Source organism: Alloyangia pacifica (genome assembly GCF_900116195.1).
GTDB lineage: Bacteria > Pseudomonadota > Alphaproteobacteria > Rhodobacterales > Rhodobacteraceae > Salipiger > Salipiger pacificus.
The window spans coordinates 59075-76831 of sequence record NZ_FOZW01000012.1 but is presented as its reverse complement, the minus strand read 5'-3'; the positions used below and the strand labels follow the sequence as shown (position 1 = coordinate 76831).

The 17757-nt window shown below is 67.0% G+C and carries 15 protein-coding genes; 12 read left to right on the top strand and 3 right to left on the bottom strand.

From position 1 onward, the window contains the following. The first annotated feature begins 90 nt into the window (after positions 1–90). Together BM397_RS21910 and BM397_RS21905 are read left to right on the top strand one after the other, a co-directional pair. Positions 91–1377, top strand: a complete 1287-nt coding sequence (locus BM397_RS21910) for a 4-aminobutyrate--2-oxoglutarate transaminase (protein WP_092428531.1) — start codon at positions 91–93, stop codon at positions 1375–1377. Position 1378: 1 nt separating this feature from the next. Continuing rightward, positions 1379–2854 carry an NAD-dependent succinate-semialdehyde dehydrogenase gene (locus tag BM397_RS21905; RefSeq protein ID WP_092428529.1) on the top strand — a complete coding sequence of 492 codons (1476 nt, stop codon included), beginning with the start codon at positions 1379–1381 and terminating at the stop codon, positions 2852–2854. Positions 2855–2949: 95 nt separating this feature from the next. On the opposite strand, the gene speB is transcribed toward BM397_RS21905, so the two are convergent. Continuing rightward, positions 2950–3897, bottom strand: a complete 948-nt coding sequence (gene speB / locus BM397_RS21900) for an agmatinase (RefSeq protein ID WP_092428527.1) — start codon at positions 3895–3897, stop codon at positions 2950–2952. A gap of 360 nt (positions 3898–4257) precedes the next feature. Here speB and BM397_RS21895 point away from each other — a divergent pair, with 360 nt between their 5' ends. The 9 genes from BM397_RS21895 to BM397_RS21855 all read left to right on the top strand — a co-directional run bounded on the left by BM397_RS21895 (position 4258) and on the right by BM397_RS21855 (position 14063). After that, positions 4258–5340 carry an ABC transporter substrate-binding protein gene (locus BM397_RS21895; protein WP_245696169.1) on the top strand — a complete coding sequence of 361 codons (1083 nt, stop codon included), beginning with the start codon at positions 4258–4260 and terminating at the stop codon, positions 5338–5340. 73 nt (positions 5341–5413) lie between these two features. Next, positions 5414–6451 (top strand): ABC transporter ATP-binding protein, encoded by a 1038-nt coding sequence (locus BM397_RS21890; RefSeq protein ID WP_092428523.1) that lies wholly within the window; start codon positions 5414–5416, stop codon positions 6449–6451. A 3-nt stretch (positions 6452–6454) separates the two neighbouring features. Next, a complete protein-coding gene (locus BM397_RS21885; protein ID WP_092428521.1) occupies positions 6455–7309 on the top strand; it encodes an ABC transporter permease in 855 nt (284 codons plus the stop codon). After that, complete coding sequence (locus tag BM397_RS21880) at positions 7306–8103, top strand: ABC transporter permease (protein ID WP_092428519.1); 798 nt, start codon at positions 7306–7308, stop codon at positions 8101–8103. The genes BM397_RS21885 and BM397_RS21880 overlap by 4 nt, the downstream gene beginning before the upstream one ends. Further along, positions 8100–9488, top strand: a complete 1389-nt coding sequence (locus BM397_RS21875; RefSeq protein ID WP_092428517.1) for an NAD(P)/FAD-dependent oxidoreductase — start codon at positions 8100–8102, stop codon at positions 9486–9488. Before BM397_RS21880 ends, BM397_RS21875 begins: the two co-directional genes overlap by 4 nt. An 11-nt stretch (positions 9489–9499) precedes the next feature. Beyond that, the gene (locus BM397_RS21870) at positions 9500–10933 is read left to right on the top strand and encodes an aldehyde dehydrogenase family protein (RefSeq protein WP_092428515.1); all 1434 of its coding nucleotides are present in this window, start codon (positions 9500–9502) and stop codon (positions 10931–10933) included. A 24-nt stretch (positions 10934–10957) separates the two neighbouring features. Beyond that, entirely contained in the window at positions 10958–11314 is a 357-nt protein-coding gene (locus BM397_RS21865; RefSeq protein ID WP_092428513.1) for a cupin domain-containing protein, read from the top strand. A gap of 31 nt (positions 11315–11345) precedes the next feature. Continuing rightward, positions 11346–13025 carry an amidohydrolase gene (locus BM397_RS21860; RefSeq protein WP_092428511.1) on the top strand — a complete coding sequence of 560 codons (1680 nt, stop codon included), beginning with the start codon at positions 11346–11348 and terminating at the stop codon, positions 13023–13025. 93 nt (positions 13026–13118) lie between these two features. After that, positions 13119–14063, top strand: a complete 945-nt coding sequence (locus tag BM397_RS21855) for a LysR family transcriptional regulator (RefSeq protein WP_092428509.1) — start codon at positions 13119–13121, stop codon at positions 14061–14063. Positions 14064–14073: 10 nt separating this feature from the next. Here BM397_RS21855 and BM397_RS21850 read toward each other — a convergent pair whose 3' ends face one another. Both BM397_RS21850 and hutF read right to left on the bottom strand, forming a co-directional pair. Continuing rightward, positions 14074–14628, bottom strand: a complete 555-nt coding sequence (locus BM397_RS21850; RefSeq protein ID WP_092428507.1) for a HutD/Ves family protein — start codon at positions 14626–14628, stop codon at positions 14074–14076. After that, positions 14625–15989 carry a formimidoylglutamate deiminase gene (gene hutF / locus BM397_RS21845; RefSeq protein ID WP_092428505.1) on the bottom strand — a complete coding sequence of 455 codons (1365 nt, stop codon included), beginning with the start codon at positions 15987–15989 and terminating at the stop codon, positions 14625–14627. The genes BM397_RS21850 and hutF overlap by 4 nt, the downstream gene beginning before the upstream one ends. Before the next feature lie 383 nt (positions 15990–16372). Here hutF and brnQ point away from each other — a divergent pair, with 383 nt between their 5' ends. Beyond that, complete coding sequence (gene brnQ, locus BM397_RS21840; protein WP_176806784.1) at positions 16373–17740, top strand: branched-chain amino acid transport system II carrier protein; 1368 nt, start codon at positions 16373–16375, stop codon at positions 17738–17740. Positions 17741–17757: the final 17 nt, after the last annotated feature.

Here is a 17757-nt window from a genome sequence, read left to right as displayed (position 1 = left end):
AAGAAACAGACTTTTTCGGAATACTGGAACCTATAGCTTGCCGGTCAGAGAAACACACGGGCAGCAAAGCGCCCGACCGGAGGACCGACCATGCTCAAGCAAACCGCCAACGCCGAGATCGAAACCCGCCGCAAGGCCGCGCTGGCGCGCGGCGTCGGCGTGCTCACCGACCACTACGCGGTGAAGGCCGAGAACTCCGAGATCTGGGATGCCGACGGCACCCGTCTCATCGACTTCGCGGCGGGCATCGCCGTGGTCAACACCGGCCACCGCCACCCCAAGGTCATGGCCGCCGTCGCCGAGCAGCTGAACGCCTTCACCCACACCTGCCACCAAGTCGTGCCCTACGAGAACTACGTGCGCCTTGCCGAGCGGCTGAACGCGCGTGCGCCGGGGGATTTCGCCAAGAAAGCCATGTTCGTCACCACGGGTGCCGAGGCTGTCGAGAACGCGGTGAAGATCGCCCGTGCCCACACCGGTCGTCAGGCGGTCATCGCCTTCAGCGGTGCCTTCCACGGCCGCACGTTCATGGGGATGACGCTGACCGGCAAGGTCGCACCCTACAAGACCGGCTTCGGCCCGATGATGGGCGATGTCTTCCACGCGCCCTTCCCCAATGAGCTTCACGGCATCAGCGTGGACGACAGTTTCAAGGCGCTCGACATGCTGTTCAAGGCCGATATCGACCCGGCCCGCGTCGCCGCGATCATCTTCGAGCCGGTGCAGGGCGAAGGCGGCTTCAACCCCGCGCCGAAGGCGTTCGTCGAGCGCCTCCGCAAGCTGTGCGACGACAAGGGCATCGTGATGATCGCCGACGAGGTGCAGACCGGCTTCGCCCGTACCGGCACGCTCTTTGCCATGGAGGCCTACGGCGTCGCTGCGGACCTGACGACGATGGCCAAGGGCCTCGGCGGCGGCCTTCCGATCTCGGGCGTGGTCGGTCGCGCCGAGATTATGGACGCGGCGGCCCCCGGCGGGCTCGGCGGCACTTATGGCGGCAACCCGCTGGGCATCGCGGCGGCGAATGCCGTGCTCGACGTGATCGACGAGGAGAAGCTCTGCGAGCGCGCCAATGCCCTCGGCGGCAAGCTGAAGGCAAGGCTCGAAGCCTTGCGCGCCGACGTGCCCGAGATCGCCGAGATCCGCGGCCCGGGCTTCATGGTCGCCGCCGAGTTCATCGACGCGGACGGCACCCCGCTGCCCGAGCTCGCCAATGCCATCCGTCTCGAGGCGCTGAATCGTGGCCTTCTGCTGCTCACCTGCGGCGTGCATGGCAACGTGATCCGCTTCCTCGCCCCGATCACCATTCAGGACGAGGTCTTCGACGAGGCCATGGCGACCCTCGAAACCGCCGCCAAGGCCGCGAAAGGACTCTGATATGAAAGACCTGAACATCGCATCGCTCTCTCTCAAGGACGAGAGCCTGTTCGAGACCCGCGCCTATGTGGACGGCGCCTGGATCGAGGGCGAGAAGACCTTCCCGGTGGAGAACCCCTCGACCGGCGAGATCATCGCGCATGTGGCGGATCTGTCGGCCACCGACGTGACCGCCGCAATCGACGCGGCCCATGCCGCGAAGAAGGCTTGGGCATCAAAGTCGGGCAAGGAGCGCGGCGCGGTCCTGCGCAAACTCTTCGACCTGCTGGTGGAAAACGCCGACGACCTCGCCACCATCCTCACCGCCGAGATGGGCAAGCCCTGGGCGGAAGCGCGCGGTGAGATCCTTTACGGCGCCTCCTACGTCGAGTGGTTCGCCGAGGAAGCCAAGCGCGTCTACGGCGACATGATCCCAGGGGCGCAGTCGAGCACCCGCATGGTCATCGTCAAGCAGCCGGTGGGCGTGGTGGGCGCGATCACCCCATGGAACTTCCCCAATGCCATGCTGGCGCGCAAGATGGCGCCCGCGCTGGCCGTGGGCTGTACGATGGTGGCGCGACCCTCGGAGTTCACACCGCTTTCTGCACTCGCGCTGGCAGTGCTGGCCGAGCGCGCGGGTGTGCCCGCGGGCGTCTTCAACGTGCTGCCCGGCCTTGATGCCGCCGGCATGGGCCAGGAATTGTGCGCCAGCACCAAGGTCGCCAAGCTGACCTTCACCGGCTCCACCCGCGTCGGCAAGCTGCTGATGAAGCAAGGCGCGGACACGGTAAAGAAGCTTTCTCTGGAGCTTGGCGGCAACGCGCCCTTCATCGTCTTCGACGACGCCGATCTGGATGCGGCGGTCGAGGGCGCGATGCTGGCGAAGTTCCGCAACAACGGCCAGACCTGCGTCTGCGCCAACCGCATCTACGTGCAGGCGGGGGTCTATGACGCCTTCGCCGAAAAGCTGGGCGCGGCGCTGGACAAGCTGGTGCTGGGCGACGGCTTTGCGAAAGGGGTGAACACCGGCCCGCTGATCAACACCGCGGCGCTGGCAAAGGTCGAGGACCACATCGCCGACGCGGTGGCAAAAGGTGCCAACGTGATCAAGGGCGGTGCCCGCTCCGATCTGGGCCGCACCTTCTTCGCGCCGACGCTGCTCACCGGCGTAACGCAGGAGATGAAGGTCGCCCGCGAGGAAACCTTCGGCCCGCTCGCCCCGCTTGTGCGCTTCGAGAGCGAAGAGGAAGCCATCGATTGGGCCAATGACAGCGAGTTCGGCCTCGCCGGCTACTTCTACACCCGTGACCTCGCGCGCGCCTGGCGGGTCGGCGAGGCCCTCGAGACCGGCATGGTGGGGATCAACACCGGGGTGATCTCGACCGAGCTGGCCCCCTTTGGCGGGGTGAAGCAGTCGGGCATGGGCCGCGAAGGCTCGAAATACGGCTGCGACGACTACCTCGAGATCAAGAACCTCTGCTTCGGCGGGTTGAGCTGAGCCGGCAGCCAGAAACGACAAAAGGAGGCCGAAAGGCCTCCTTTTTTTCATTTCGACATTACCCGGAATAGCAATCTTGGCCGGTCGGCCCGCCCTCAGCCGCGCTTCACGCCCGGCAGCGCGCAGAGCATCTCGAAGAGATAGTTCGCCGCGATGACCGCCGTGTTGCCGGCGGGATCATAGGGTGGCGAAACCTCTACGAGATCGCAGCCGACCAGGTTCAGACCGGCGCAGCCACGGATGATCTCGAGGCCCTGGATGGTCGTGAGACCGCCGACCTCGACGGTGCCGGTGCCGGGCGCGAAGGCCGGATCGAGGCTGTCGATGTCGTAGCTGAGGTAGACCGGCGCATCGCCGATCTTGGCTCGGATATCTTCCATCAAGGGAGCGAGCGACTTGTGCCAGCACTCCTCGGCCGGGATCACCGTCCAGCCCTTCTCACGGCCCCAGTCGAAGTCCTCGGGTGCGTAGCCCGAGCCGCGCAGCCCGATCTGGAACACCTTGTCGTTGAGCAGCAGCCCGTCCTCAAAAGCACGCCGGAAGGGGCAGCCATGGGCGACGGTCTCGCCGAACATCTCCTCGTTGGTGTCGGAATGCGCGTCCACATGGATCAGCGCCACCGGGCCGTGCTTTTCCGCCACCGCGCGCAGGATCGGCCAGGTCAGCGTGTGATCGCCACCGAGCGTCAGCGGCGTCGCGCCATGCGCGAGGATGCCCTTGTAATGCTCGGTGATGATGTCGACCGACTTCTTAAGGTCATAGAGGTTGATCGGCACGTCACCGATGTCCGCCACCTGCAGGCTGTCGAAGGGCGCGGCGCGGGTCGCCATGTTGTAGGGGCGGATCATCCGGCTCTCGTCGCGAATCTGGCGCGGGCCAAGGCGGGTGCCGGGACGGTTCGAGGTGCCGATGTCCATCGGGATCCCGACGAAGCAGGCATCGAGCCCTTCGGCCGTGGGCTGCGACGGCAGCCGCATCATGGTTCCCGGGCCGCCGGTACGCGGCATGACGTTTCCACCAAGGGGTTGGTTCAGTTCTGACATTCGAGCCTCGAAATTCCTGTTCTCCGTCAGTCTCCTGCACTGGCATGCTTCGAGGAAATAAGGAAATTCCGAAAATCGTTTCGGGAAAGGCCGAAGTAAATGTACATGGGGCCTCGCCTGGCGGCAGCTCCCTGCCACTCAGGCTGGGGGCAAGCACCCTTCCGCTGGGGAAGGCGCGGAGGGTTCGATTTAAGCATTTGTTATAAATATACTTATTCATAGTGCGCGAGATGCCATGCCGACCACCCCATTCATTCGGATTTTCCCGAAGTGAAATCCGTTCTTTCGTGATGTTTCCGGAAGCGGGCTTGCAGTCTTCTGCCCTGAACTCATCAAAAACGCGAAAACAGGGACCGAGACATGATGAAATCCTCCGCGCTCTCGCGCCGCACGCTTCTCAAGACCGCAAGCGCCCTGCCGCTGGCACTCGCCGCGCCCGCCGTGCTGCGCGCCGGTGGCGAGCCGCTGAAGGTCGGCGTCTACGGCGGCTACTTCCAGGACAGCTTCGACAGCTTCGTCTACCCCGAATTCACCAAGGCCACGGGGATAGAGATCGAAAGCATCGCCGTGCCCACCGGCGAGGCCTGGCTGATCCAGCTACAGCAGGCAGCCCGCGCCAAGCGCGCGCCGGCGGACGTGTCGATGATGGCCACCGTCAGCATCATGCGCGGCATGCGCACCGGCCTCTGGGCCCCGCTCGACGAGGCGGCGATGCCCAACGTCTCGAACATTCTGCCGACGCTGATCAATCGCTACGACGATGGCGGCCTCGCAGCGGTCGGCGCGGTGTCCTGGTACGTGACCGTGGCCACCAACACCGATGTCTTCCCCGAACCGATCGAGAGCTGGGCGGAGCTCTGGGAGCCGAAATACGAGGACAGCCTCGGCCTGCTCGCGCTGGTGTCGAACTCCTACCTGCTGGAAATCACCGCCAAGACCTTCTTCGGCGGCACCGACTACCTGTCGAGCGAAGAGACCATCCGCGAAGTGCTGGCCAAGGTCGCCGAGCTGAAGCCCAACACGCGCCTGTGGTACCGCGACGAGGCGCAGTTCGAGCAGGCGCTGAAGTCGGGCGAGATCCCGATCGGACAATACTACCATGACGTCACCGGCCTTGCCGCCGCCGACGGCTTCCCGGTGCGTTCGAACTTCCCGAAAGAGGGCGGCCTGCGCGAGAGCGGCAACTGGGGCGTGGCGCGCGTGTCGGACAAGATCGACGAGGCGCAAATCTTCATCGACTACATGTCGCAGCCGTCGGTTCAGGCGATGCTGGCGCGCAACCTCGGCACCGCGCCGAACGTCGCACGCGAGAGCATGGATCTCACCGATGAGGAATTCGCCGCCGTGTCCTCTGACATCGAGCCGGTGATCCCGCGCTACGACCTGCACTTCGAACGCACCGACTGGCTGAACCAGATCTGGGCCGAGATGCTCCAGGCCTGATCGCCTCACCAAATTTCAACCAAACAGGAGACGGCCGGGGGCGCTTGCGCCCGGCCGCAGGGAAGACGCACGCATGTCAGGTCTCATCGTCGAAAACGTCGACAAGTTTTACGGGAACGTCCAGGCGCTCGGGGACATCTCGCTCACCGTGGACAACGGCCAGTTCGTCTGTCTGCTTGGCCCCTCGGGCTGCGGCAAGACCAGCCTTCTGCGCATCGTCGCGGGGCTGGAGGATCCCAGCGCCGGGCGGATCGTCCTTGACGGCGCGGACATCACCTCGAAACCTGCGCACAAGCGCGATTTCGGCATGGTGTTCCAGTCGCTTGCGCTCTTCCCGCACCTTAGCGTGGGCGACAATATCGCCTACCCGCTCGCCATCCGCGGCGTGCCCAAGGAGAAGCGCCGCGCCGAGGTCGAGCGGCTGCTCGAGCTGGTGCACCTGCCCGGCAAGGCCGACCGCGCCATCACCCAGCTTTCCGGCGGCCAGCGCCAGCGCGTCGCCATCGCCCGCGCGCTGATCATGCAACCCAAGCTCTTCCTGCTCGACGAGCCGATGTCGGCGCTCGACGCCAAGCTGCGCGAGACCATGCAGGTCGAGGTGAAGCGCCTGCAGCGCAGCCTTGGCGTGACCTCGCTGCTGGTGACGCACGACCAGCGCGAGGCGATGACCACCGCCGATCTCGTGGTGGTGATGTCCGAGGGCAAGATCCAGCAGGTCGCCCCGCCGATCGAGATCTACCGCAACCCCGCCAATGCCTTCGTCGCGGATTTCATCGGTATCACCAACCTCATCCAGGGCCGCATCGACGGCGGCCGCTTCGAGGGGCCGGGCGGCGCGCTGACCCTGCCGGGGGCGAAACCCGGCAATGCCACCCTGTCGATCCGCCCCGAGGACATCGCGCTGGCCCCGCAGGCCGGACCCGATACCCTGACCGGCACGGTGACCTTCGTGCGTCACCTCGGCGCCACCACCGAGATCAGCGTCGACACCGGCAACGCCGATGAAAAGGACCTGACCGTCAGCCTGCCGGGCCGCACCCATTGCCCGCTCGAGGTCGGTGACACGGCGCATCTGTCGGTCGATCCCGCGGCTGTGGTCGTTCTGGGCTGAGCCATGATCCAGTCCCGTCCCCGCACCCCGCTGGGCTACCTGCCCATCCTGCTGCCGGCCTTCGCGCTCATCGCCTTCTACATCGTGCCATTCGGCTCGATGGTCGGCATGTCCTTCTTCCACAATCTCGGCGGCGGTGCCTACGAGGAGGTCTTCACGCTCGAGAACTACGCGCGGCTGGTCTCGCCCTTCTTCCTCAGCGTGCTCGGCACCTCCTTCGAGGTCGCCTTCCTCGTCGCGCTCTTCGCCATCGTGATCGGCTTTCCCTTCACCTACCTGCTGGTCAACGCGCGCCGCGGCACGCAGGTGTTCTGGCTGATCGTCATGCTCTCGGTGCTGTCGCTGTCGGAGGCGATCATCGGTTTCGCCTGGTCGACGCTGCTGTCGCGCACCGCCGGGATCGGCGTTCTGTTCGAAGCGCTCGGCCTGACCGAGAAAGCGCAGAGCTACGCCCCCTCGCTCGGCGCGGTGCTGGCCGGTGTCACCTACATCGCCATGCCCTACGCCGTGCTGCTGCTCTACCCGATCCTGAGCCGCATCGAGCCCGACATCGAGCAGGCCTCGCGCACCTTGGGCGCCTCGCCGCTGCGGGCCTTTTTCAACGTGATCGTGCCGATGCACCGCACGCCCATCGTCGTCAGCTTCGTGATGATCTTCGTCTTCACGCTGGGCTCCTACCTGCTGCCGCAGATCCTCGGGCGGCCGACCAACTGGACGCTCTCGGTGGTGATCTCGGACCAGGCGCTGTTGCAGTCCAACATGCCCTTCGCCGCGGCGCTGTCGATCTTCCTGATGACCGTGACCATCCTGCTGGTGCTGCTGGTCACCCTGATCAACCGGAAAGGCGCCAAGGCATGAAACTCGGCAAGATCCTCTCCACCCTCTTCTTCTGGATCGTCGGCATCGTCACCATCGCCCCCTTCGTGGTGATCGCCGGGGTCTCGGTCAACGAGCGCAAGTCGCTGACCTTCCCGCCCGAGGGGTTCAATCTCGGCTGGTACGGCGATCTCTTCCTCGACGCCGAATGGCGCGAGCCGCTGATGACCTCGCTGACCATCGCGATCTGCGCCTCTCTGCTGGCGGTGCTGATCGCCTTCCCGGTGGCCTGGTTCAACTGGCGCTACCGCACCGGCTTCGGCAAGCTGGTGGCAGGCCTCGGCGCCATGCCCTTCCTGCTGCCGCCGGTGATCACCGCGATGGGCTTCCTGACCTTCTTCATCATCCTCGGCTACTACGGCGAGTTCTGGACCGTGGTCGTGGCGCATGCGATCTTTCTCGTCACCCTGCCGCTGGTCTCGCTCTCGCTCGGCTTCGAGGACATCGACACAAGCCTCGTCGAAGCCTCGCGCTCGATGGGCGCCTCTGAGACGACCGTGCTGCGCACCGTGGTGCTGCCGATGATCCGCCCCTACGTGATCTCCGGCTTCTGCTTCGTCTTCGTGATCTCGCTCAACGAGTACATCATCGCGGTAATGACCGTGGGCGCGGTGTTTGAAACCCTGCCGATGAAGATCTTCAACGCCCTGCGCTACGGCTACACGCCGGTCATGGCCGCCGCCTCGGTGGTGTTCGTGGCCAGCACCGTGCTGATCTTCTCCCTCGTCGCGGCCTTCAGCGACCTGCCGAAACTGCTTGGAGCCAGAAGCAAATGACCCTGACCCAAAAGGCACTCGCCCACGCCACGCTCTACCCGCTGTGGCTCGACAACCCCGCCGCGCCGGAAACCTGCCCGCATCTCGTGGGCGCGCGCGAAGCCGACCTCTTGATCGTCGGCGGCGGCTTCACCGGCCTCTGGGCGGCGATCATCGCCAAGCAGCGGGACCCGCAGCGCGAGGTGGTGATCATCGAGGCCGGCAAGGTGGCGCATGGCGCCTCGGGCCGCCCCGGCGGCATCGTCTCGACCTCGGTCATGCACGGGCTGGTCAACGCCGAGCGGGTGTTCCCCAAGGACATCGAGATGCTGGAAAAACTCGGCATCGACAACCTCGACAGCTGGCGCGAGACCATCGAGAGCTTCGGCATCGACGCCGACCTCGAGTGGGGCGGCGAGATGACCGTCGCCGTGCGCAAGGACGACCTGCCCGAGCTGCGCCGCGAGCACCAGTTGCACATGGGTCACGGCCATGACGTCGCTTGGCTCGACAAGGCGCAGGTGCAGGCCGAGGTCGCCTCGCCGCTCTTTGAGGCGGGCATCTGGTCGAAGGAGCGCACCGGCACCGTGCAGCCCGCCAAACTGGCCTGGGGCCTCAAGGCCGCCGCGCTGTCGCTGGGCGTCACGATCTACGAGCACACGCCGATGGAAGAGGTCGAGGACCTCGGCTCGAAGCTGCGCATCCGCACCCATGACGGGGTGATCACCGCGCCGAAGGTGCTCTTTGCCACCAACGCCTGGTGCGCCGGGCACAAGAAGATCAAGAACTACGTCGTCGCCATGCGCGACCGGGTGATCGCCACCGAGCCGCTCAGCGACGAACAGCTTTCGCGCATCGGCTGGACCCACCGGCAGGGCATCTACGACACCCGTACGCAGCTCAACTACATGCGTCTCACGAAGGACAACCGCATCGTCTACGGCGGACGCATCGGCTACTACTACGGCGACAAGACCGACCCCGAGGGCGATCGCAAGATCGAGGTCTACGACCGGCTCGCCGGTTACTTCTTCAAGACTTTCCCGCAGCTCGAGGACGTGAAGTTCTCGCACGCCTGGTCCGGCCCGATCGACCTGACCACCCGGCTCGCGGTGCACTTCCAGCCCTATTACGGCGGCAAGGGCGTCTACGCGGGCGGCTACTCAGGCTTCGGCGTCACCGCCTCGCGTTTCGGCGCGCGGCTGGGGATCGAGATGCTGGATGACACCGGCGTGCCCGAGCTGGACCTCGGCCTTGCCAACTCCCTGCCCCGCCCGATCCCGCGCGAGCCGTTCCGCTGGCCGGGCGCCGCGATCACCATGCGCGCCCTCGACGAGGTGGACGACAAGGGCGGCTGGCGCCGCGCCTGGGTGAAGATGGTGCATGCAATGGGTTTCCCGCTGTGAGCGTTGCCGAGATGATCGAGACCCGCACCGATGCCGTCTTCCTCAACGGCCGGTTCCACCCCGGCAAGGGCGCACCGCGCGAGGCGGTAAACCCGGCGACGGGCGAGGCTTTCGCCCGCTTCGCCACCGCGACGCCCGACGATGTGACAACCGCTGCCGAGAGCGCCGAAAGAGCCTTCGGTACGTGGCGCCGCCTGCCTGTTTCCGAGCGCGCGCGCTTCCTGCGCGGCTTCGCCTCGGGGCTGGAGGCGCGGCAGGAGGCGCTCATCGCTCTCCAGATGCGCAACAACGGCAAACCGCGCATGGAGGCCGAGATCGACCTCGGCGATGCCGTCGCCTGCTTCCGCTACTACGCCGACCTGGTCGAGGGCGGCGCCCTCGACCGGGGCCGCGTGGTGCTGCCCGATGACGGCTTCAGCGGGCGGCAGGTGCTCGAACCCTATGGCCCCGCCGCGCTGATCGTGCCGTGGAACTTCCCGCTGGTCACCACCGCCTGGAAACTCGCCCCGGCACTGGCCGCGGGCTGCACCGCGCTGCTGAAACCGTCCGAGTTCACCACGCTCGCCGAACTCGCCTACGGCGAGATCGCGCAGGAGATCGGCCTGCCCGAGGGCGTGCTGTCGATCCTGCCCGGCGAAGGTGCCATCGGTGCCGCGATGCTGGACGCGCCGCAGATCCGCAAGGTCTCGTTCACCGGCTCCAACGCCACCGGCACCCGGATCATGGGTGCAGCGGCGAAGCGCCTGCTGCCGGTCTCGCTGGAACTGGGCGGCAAGTCTCCCATCGTCGTCCTGTCGGATGCCGACATCGACGCGGCGGCAGAACTGGTCTGCGGCGGGGTCTTCTTCAACGCGGGGCAAATCTGCTCGGCCACCTCACGGCTGATCGTCGACGAGGCCGTGGCCGACGATCTCATCGCCGCCCTGCGCACGCGCATCCGCAAGATGGCCGTCGGCGATCCGCGCGGCGCAATTGACATGGGCCCGCTCACCACCATGGCGCAGCGCGACAAGGTGCTGGGCTACCTGCTCACCGCGCGCTCCGAGGGGCTCGACTGCCTCTGCGGCGGGACCGGTGCGATGGGCCCGGGCTTCTTCATCGAGCCCACGGTCTATCTCGACGTGCCCGAGACCAGCGCGCTGTGGCGCGAGGAGATCTTCGGCCCGGTACTTTCGGTCCGCCGCGTCAAGGGCGACGAGGCCGCCATCGCGCTCGCCAATGCCACCGATTACGGGCTGGCGGCGACCGTGGTGGGCGGCGATCCGGTCCGTGCCAATGCCGTGGCGGACCGCATCGACGCGGGCCACGTCTGGGTGAACACCATGCAGATCATCTTCCCCGAGACTTCCTGGGGCGGCTTCAAGGCCAGCGGCATAGGCCGCGAGCTCGGTTTCGGCGGGCTGCAGGGCTACGCCGCGCTCAAGCACATCACCACCCCGGCGTAAGCCGGACCTCAAAGGACCACCGCTATGACCAAACTCATCCGCCTTGTCCCCGAGGGCAGCAAGGGCCTCGAGCCCTGCGCCGTTGTGCCCGCCGAAGCACTGCTGCCCGGCTCGGCCCAACCCGTCGAGCGCGGCGCCATTGAACTGTCGGACGGCGAGACGACCGGCGGCATCTGGGAAGCCACGCCCTACGCCGAGAGCTTCGACAACTACCCGTTCCACGAGATGGCCCATGTGATCTCGGGCCGCGTCGTCATCACCCCCGCGGGCGGCGAGGCGCAGAGCTTCGGCCCGGGCGACACCTACCTGATGGAGAAGGGCTTCACCGGCACCTTCGAAGTCACCGAGACGCTGCGCAAGTTCTACTTCGTCGCCGCCTGATCGCGACGCCAAAGACCGGAGGAGAGACTTCATGACCCCGACAGCCGACACCATCCTGTTCAACGCCGCCCTGATCACCATGGACCCCGCGCGTCCCAGCGCGACGGCTCTGGCGATCGAGGGCGGAAAGATCGTGTCCGTCGGGACGGATGATGAGGTCCTGGCCCTGAAGGGCCCCTCCACCAAGCTGATAGACGCCAAGGGCCGTACGGTGATGCCCGGCCTCAACGAGAGCCACATCCACCTTTTCGTCGGCGCGGTGGAGCTCTCGCAGCTCTCGCTCTTCGAGCAGTCCGGCTTCGAGACCATCAAGGGGCTGATCCACACCTATGCCGCCGAGAAACCGGACCTGCCCATCGTGCTCTGCGGCAGTGCCGATTACACAATCCTCGGCGAAGGTCGCAGCCTCGACCGCCATGTCCTCGATGAAATCCTGCCGGATCGCCCGCTGGCCCTCATGTCCCCCGACCACCACACGGTCTGGGCCAACACCGCCGCGCTCGACAAGGCCGGGCTGCTGCACGGGCGCGCGCTCTCGGCGGGCAACGCGGTGGTCATGGGCGACGACGGTCTCGCCACCGGCGAGTTGCAGGAGGCCGAGGCCTTTGGCCCGATCTACGAGCTGACCGCCAGCGGCGGGCGCGACAAGCTGGGCATGGTCTCGGGCCTCGACCCTGCGACCCCGCCCTCGCCCGAAGAACGCGCCGCCGACAAAGACGTGCTGGAGCGCGGGCTGCGGCACCTCGCCTCCTACGGCATCACCAGTTTCCAGAACATGGACGGCAACCGCTACACGCTCGAGCTGCTGGCCGAGCTTGAGCGCGAAGGCCGCCTGCTCTGCCGGGGCCGGGTCCCTGCCCGATACATCTCGGGCCGCGTCGAGGAGGCGCTCGACCGGGCCGAGGAGATGCGCGATGCCTGCGACACGCCCATGCTGACCTCCGGCGCGGTGAAGTTCTTCATCGACGGCGTGCTCGACAGCTACACCGCGGTGATGAGCGCGCCCTACGAGGGCCGCCCCGACTGGTCCGGCGCGCCGCGCTTCGAGCCCGAGTTCTTCAAGTCCGTCTGCGCGCAGGCCGACGCCCGGGGCCTGCAGATCGCCGTGCATTCCATCGGCGACCGCGCGACGCAGATCGTGCTCGATGCCTTCGCCGAGGCCCGCGCGCAGAACGGCGCGCGCGACAGCCGCCACCGCATCGAACACCTCGAGGTGGTGCGCGAGGAGGATTTCGCCCGGTTGAAGGAGCTCGGCGTCACCGCCTCGATGCAGCCGCCGCACCCGCCGGGGCAATGCGGCCTGCCCTTCGAGCCGACGATCACCCGTATCGGCAAGGCGAACTGGCCCCGGGCCTATGCCTGGCGGCGCATGCGCGACGAGGGCATTCCGCTGATCCTCTCGTCGGACTGGCCGGTGTCCTCGGTCGATCCCTGGGCCTCGATCCACTCGGCGATGACCCGGCAGCCCTGGCACGAAAGCCAGCCCGACAACCGCCAGACGCTGGATGAGGCTCTTCAGGCCTACACGACCACTGCCGCCTACGCCGAGTTCGCCGAAGGCAGCAAGGGCATGCTGCGCGAAGGGTACTTGGCCGACGTGGTGCTGCTCGACCGCGACCTGTCCGCGACCGCGGCTGAAGAGATGGCCGAAGTCCGCGCCCTGCTGACCGTCTGCGACGGGCGGATCACCCACGAGGACGCGGCGCTCTGACCGCTACGACGGGCCGGGAGTGCCGGCCCGTCACCCCTTGGCCTTTCCAGTCGAAAGCGCCAAAATCGCCCGACCCAATCCAAGGCCGGATCCATGGTGAAACGCGAGACCCCGAATGCCGCGCTCGGGCGGCGCGTCAACTTCTCCGTCGAGAGCATCGACATCCGGCTGATCCGGATCTTCATGACCGTGGTCGAAGCCGGCGGCATGACCGCCGCGCAAGGTGAGCTGAACCTTGCCCTCTCGACCGTCTCCGAGAAGATCTCCTCGCTGGAAAAGCGCTTCGGCGTGCGGCTCTGCCGCCGAGGCCGCACCGGCTTTGCCCTCACCGAGGCGGGCGAGCAGTTCTACCAGGAATGCGAGCGCCTTGTCTCGGCGCTCGACCAATTCGGCCAGCGCACCATGGCGCTCGGCTCTCGCATGCCGCGCAACTTCACGCTCGGGCTGGTGGACAACATGATCTCCTACCCCAACAACGGCGTCTCGGGGGCGATCGCCGATTTCGCCGACCGCGCGCCCGAGGTGCATCTCAAGCTGGTCACGCTGAACCCCTCGGAGTTGCTGAGCGAGGTGCTCGCGCGCCGCGTCGACATGGTGGTGGGCAGCTTTCCGAAGGTGGCGCTGGGGCTCGACTACATCGACCTCTACGACGAGCAGCACAACTTCTATTGCGCCGAAGGGCATCCGCTTTTCGACGTGTCCGACGCCGAGATCGGCATCGAGACCATCCGCGATCACCGTATCATCTCGCGCGGCTACTGGGGCTCGCGCGACACCCGCATCTTCGCAATCAGCGCACCACATGCCACGGTGGTCGACATGGAGGCCGAGGCTCATCTGATCCTCTCGGCGCGCTACCTCGGCTACCTGCCCGACCATATGGCGGAAAACCTGTCGCACACCGTGCGGCTGCGGGCGATCCGGCCCGACCTCTTTTCCTACAAGGCGCGCTTCCAGATCGCCCTGCGCCCGAACTGGGAGCGCCACCCGGCCACCAAGCTGATGGTCGAGCGGCTGCGCGCAAGACTGGCGGCCTGACGCGACGGCTCTAGCCCGCGCTCACCTCGACGGTGATCAGCTGCGCCGCATGCGGTGCCAGTATGGTGAACTCTGCGTCCTCCCGCAGAACCGCGACGTCATGTCGTTCAAGGCCGATCTCCGGCAGGTCCGCGAGGGCAAAGACCAGCGCGGTCACGCCGTTTCCGCTCCCGGCCCGTGGCGCGCCTCGGAAGACCCCTGTCCGGTAAGGCGCGCGCACCATGACGTTGAGATCCAGAAGCTCCGGTCCCAGCAGCTCGCAGTCGCAGGCAACCTCACCACTGAAGGCGAAGGGCGGATCCAGCGGACCCAGCTCCTGCTGCGTGCCATCGGGAAAGCCCAGCACCATCGGACCGCCCTCGATCACCGTCAGGTTGCGCTGCACGCCGGGAAAGCTCGAGAACGGCCCCGACTGTGCAACCTTGGCGGTGCTGATGCGCCAATCGAAGGCGTCGAAACCGGCGCCCTCCGGCACGCAGAGGATTTCCGCCGTCTCGCCGCCGCCGTTCTTCCACGGCGCAAAGCGGCGACCCGCCCGGCGATAGACCTGCGCAAAAAGACTCATGATTGGATCTTCCGCAGAACCTCGGCAAAGCGCGGCGCAATTTCCTCGTCGAGCGCGTGGCGACCATTCTCGATCACCGTCTTGCCGCGCACCGTCACATCGCGGATGGCGGTGTCGCCCATGGCGAAGATCCAGCGGTCGATCAGCGCGTCGTCGCCCGCCGTGGCCAGGAAGGGGTTTTCCGCGTCCAGCGCCAGCCAGCTTGCCGGGGCTCCGACCTGAATCCCCGCCTTGGCGATGCCCGCGGCCTGATGTCCCCCCTCCAGCGCCCCATCGAGCAGCCGGCGACCCGTCGAGCTGCCCTGGCCCGCTGCAAGACAGTTGCGCGCTCGGTCGCGCAGGCGCTGGCTGTATTCGAGCAGGCGCAGTTCCTCGGCCACCGAGGTCGCCACGTGGCTGTCGGTGCCGACGCCGAAGCGCCCGCCTTGCGCGAGGAAGTCACGCGCCTCGAAGATGCCGTCGCCGAGATTGGCCTCGGTCGCCGGGCAGAGGCCCGCCACCGCACCGCTCTGCGCCATGCGGGAGACCTCGGTCGCGGTCAGGTGGGTCGCGTGAATGAGGCACCAGCGCGCGTCCACCGGCATCTCGTCCAGCAGCCATTCGACCGGACGACGGCCCGACCAGGCGATCGAGGCCTCGACCTCGCGCATCTGCTCGGCGACGTGGATATGGATCGGCGCCTCCTGCGGCAGCTCGGCGAGCACGGCGCGCATCTGCTCGGGCGTCGCGGCACGCAGCGAATGGATGGCGCAGCCTGCGAGCTGCCCGTCCTCGGCGGCGCGGGCGCGCACCGTCTCCATCAGCCGCAGGTAGCCATCGACGTCGTGCAAGAAGGGCCTCTGGCCCGCCACCGGCGGCACGCCGCCAAAATCTGACTGCGCATAGAACACCGGCAGGTGGGTCAGGCCGATCCCGCTCTGCCGCGCCGCCTCGAACTGCCGCAGCGAGGTCTCCGCAGGGTTGGCATAGGGTGCGCCGGTGCCACTGTGGTGCTGGTAGTGGAACTCCACCAGGTGTCCGAAGCCGCCCTTCAGCAGCTCGATCTGCAGGTAGAGCGCGACGGTCTCGATGTCGTCTGGGGTCATGCTGCCGACACAGCGGTACATGCGGTCGCGCCAGGTCCAGAAGCTGTCGGCACTGGGTCCCGCCACCTCGGCCAGTCCCGCCATGGCCCGCTGGAATGCGTGCGAGTGCAGGTTGGTCAGCGCGGGCACCATGATCTCGACCAGCGGCATCCCGGGTGCACGGGCCGCGCCCGGCTGCACGCCGGTGATCGTGCCGTCCGGACCGACGCCGATCACCACGTCACGCGCCCATCCGGTGGGCAGCAGCGCCGTTTCGGCAAAAACCTGTTGAGTCATGATCCCTCGCGCGTTTTGTATAGACTTAATATGCCTGCATCCGGGGGCCGCTGGCAAGCCCGCTTGGTGACCGGTAAGGGCAGCTTGTGACGCCTTCGAAGCCACTCAGGCGGCGCGCCGGAGAGACGTTAGGTCACATCCACCCGGAAGTTGACCGGGGTTCATTTCTTGGGCCGCCTTCTTTATATGCGCACGGACCCGTCCGGCCCCGACAAAGTCGCGGCCCAGAGCGCAGGCGAAAGCTCCCCATGAAACCTGGGACGAGCCGTAGCCCGCCAGACGTCTCATGGCCCATAGCGGCCGCTTGTCTTGACCAGTTCGGGTGCACGCCGGAAGGCAGCACCGGGTGCCAATCTGAAAAATGAGCAATGAAAGAGGTCGCAATGACGCAGACCGGACAACACCGGGTGATCCGGGATTCCGTGATCGTGGGGCTGGCGATGTTCGCCGTCTTCTTCGGCGCGGGCAACCTGATCTTCCCGCCGCAGATCGGCTTCCTTGCAGGAACCGGTTGGAACGCGGCACTGCTCGGCCTGCTGATCACCGGCATGCTGCTGCCGGTGCTTTCGGTGGTTGCGCTGGGACTGCGCGGCGGCACGGTCGAGCGGCTCTGCGCCCCGATCGCGCCCTGGTTCGGCTCGGCGCTGCTGGGGGTCACCATGCTCGGTCTGGCCTGGCTGATCGCCGTGCCGCGCACCGCCAGCGTCGCCTTCGAGACCGGCTTTCGCACCCTCGCCCCGGCGCTCGACCCCGAGGTCGGCATCTGGCTCTTCGTGCCGCTGTTCTTCGTGGTCTCGACCTATTCCGCGCTCGACCGCTCGCGGGTCATCGACCGCATCGGTCGGGTGCTGACGCCGCTGCTGCTGGGCCTGCTTGGGATCATCGTGATCTGGTCTATCGTCGCGCCGCTCGGGGTGCCCGCCGACACCGGCGCGGCCGCGCCCTTCCGCCTTGGGCTGCTGACCGGCTACCAGACCGGCGATGTCTTTGGCGGCATCATGTTCGGCATCATCTTCATCGAGGCGTTCCGGGACCGAGGCTACACCCCCGGCCCGCGCTATACCGCGGCGCTCTGGGGCATGGCGCTGGTGACCTTTCTCGGCCTGTTCTTCGTCTACGGCGGGCTGGAGTTCCTCGGCGCCACCGGCAGCGGTGTGCTCAGTTCGGATGTTCCGCAGGCCGGGTTGCTGACCGCGCTGGTCGGCAAGCTGGCGGGCGGCATCGGGGCGAACACGCTGGCGGTGGCGGTGCTGCTGGCCTGCCTGACCACGGCGGTCGGCGCGACTGCGGTGCTGGGCGAATACATCCAGAAATGGACGCGCGGCCGGGTGAGCTACCGTGCCGGTGTGCTTGCGGTCTCGCTCACCTCGCTGGTGCAGGCCTTCGGCGGCGTTGATTACATCGTGGCGCTGGCCGAGCCGATCTTCCTGCTGCTCTACCCGGTGGGCATTGCCATCGTGATCCTCGGGCTGCTGCCGCGCCGCTGGCTGAACGATGGGGTCTGGAAGGGCGCGACACTCGTGGCGATCCTGATGGGCGTCTACGATCTGGCTGCAAGCCTCGCGGGCAAGTTCGGCGTTGCGCTGCCCGCCTCGCTGCAGGCGATGCACGACGCGATCCCCCTCGCCTCCGCGGGTTTCGCCTGGCTGGTTCCGGCAGTGCTTGGCGGGCTGATCGGCGGGATGGTCTGGAAACTCTCGGGACAGCCCGACAGGTGCCGCACCGAGACCGACCCGCTGCCCGCGCAATAGCGACGTACCGCCGCCGC

Bases quoted from the DNA above. Each gene is read 5' to 3' on its own strand.
- BM397_RS21865 (WP_092428513.1), top strand. From the start codon at position 10,958: ATGACCAAACTCATCCGCCTTGTCCCCGAGGGCAGCAAGGGCCTCGAG.
- brnQ (WP_176806784.1), top strand. From the start codon at position 16,373: ATGACGCAGACCGGACAACACCGGGTGATCCGGGATTCCGTGATCGTG.
- BM397_RS21895 (WP_245696169.1), top strand. From the start codon at position 4,258: ATGATGAAATCCTCCGCGCTCTCGCGCCGCACGCTTCTCAAGACCGCA.
- BM397_RS21850 (WP_092428507.1), bottom strand. From the start codon at position 14,628: ATGAGTCTTTTTGCGCAGGTCTATCGCCGGGCGGGTCGCCGCTTTGCG.
- BM397_RS21855 (WP_092428509.1), top strand. From the start codon at position 13,119: ATGGTGAAACGCGAGACCCCGAATGCCGCGCTCGGGCGGCGCGTCAAC.
- BM397_RS21905 (WP_092428529.1), top strand. From the start codon at position 1,379: ATGAAAGACCTGAACATCGCATCGCTCTCTCTCAAGGACGAGAGCCTG.
- BM397_RS21870 (WP_092428515.1), top strand. From the start codon at position 9,500: ATGATCGAGACCCGCACCGATGCCGTCTTCCTCAACGGCCGGTTCCAC.
- BM397_RS21910 (WP_092428531.1), top strand. From the start codon at position 91: ATGCTCAAGCAAACCGCCAACGCCGAGATCGAAACCCGCCGCAAGGCC.
- BM397_RS21885 (WP_092428521.1), top strand. From the start codon at position 6,455: ATGATCCAGTCCCGTCCCCGCACCCCGCTGGGCTACCTGCCCATCCTG.
- speB (WP_092428527.1), bottom strand. From the start codon at position 3,897: ATGTCAGAACTGAACCAACCCCTTGGTGGAAACGTCATGCCGCGTACC.
- BM397_RS21860 (WP_092428511.1), top strand. From the start codon at position 11,346: ATGACCCCGACAGCCGACACCATCCTGTTCAACGCCGCCCTGATCACC.
- BM397_RS21880 (WP_092428519.1), top strand. From the start codon at position 7,306: ATGAAACTCGGCAAGATCCTCTCCACCCTCTTCTTCTGGATCGTCGGC.
- hutF (WP_092428505.1), bottom strand. From the start codon at position 15,989: ATGACTCAACAGGTTTTTGCCGAAACGGCGCTGCTGCCCACCGGATGG.
- BM397_RS21875 (WP_092428517.1), top strand. From the start codon at position 8,100: ATGACCCTGACCCAAAAGGCACTCGCCCACGCCACGCTCTACCCGCTG.
- BM397_RS21890 (WP_092428523.1), top strand. From the start codon at position 5,414: ATGTCAGGTCTCATCGTCGAAAACGTCGACAAGTTTTACGGGAACGTC.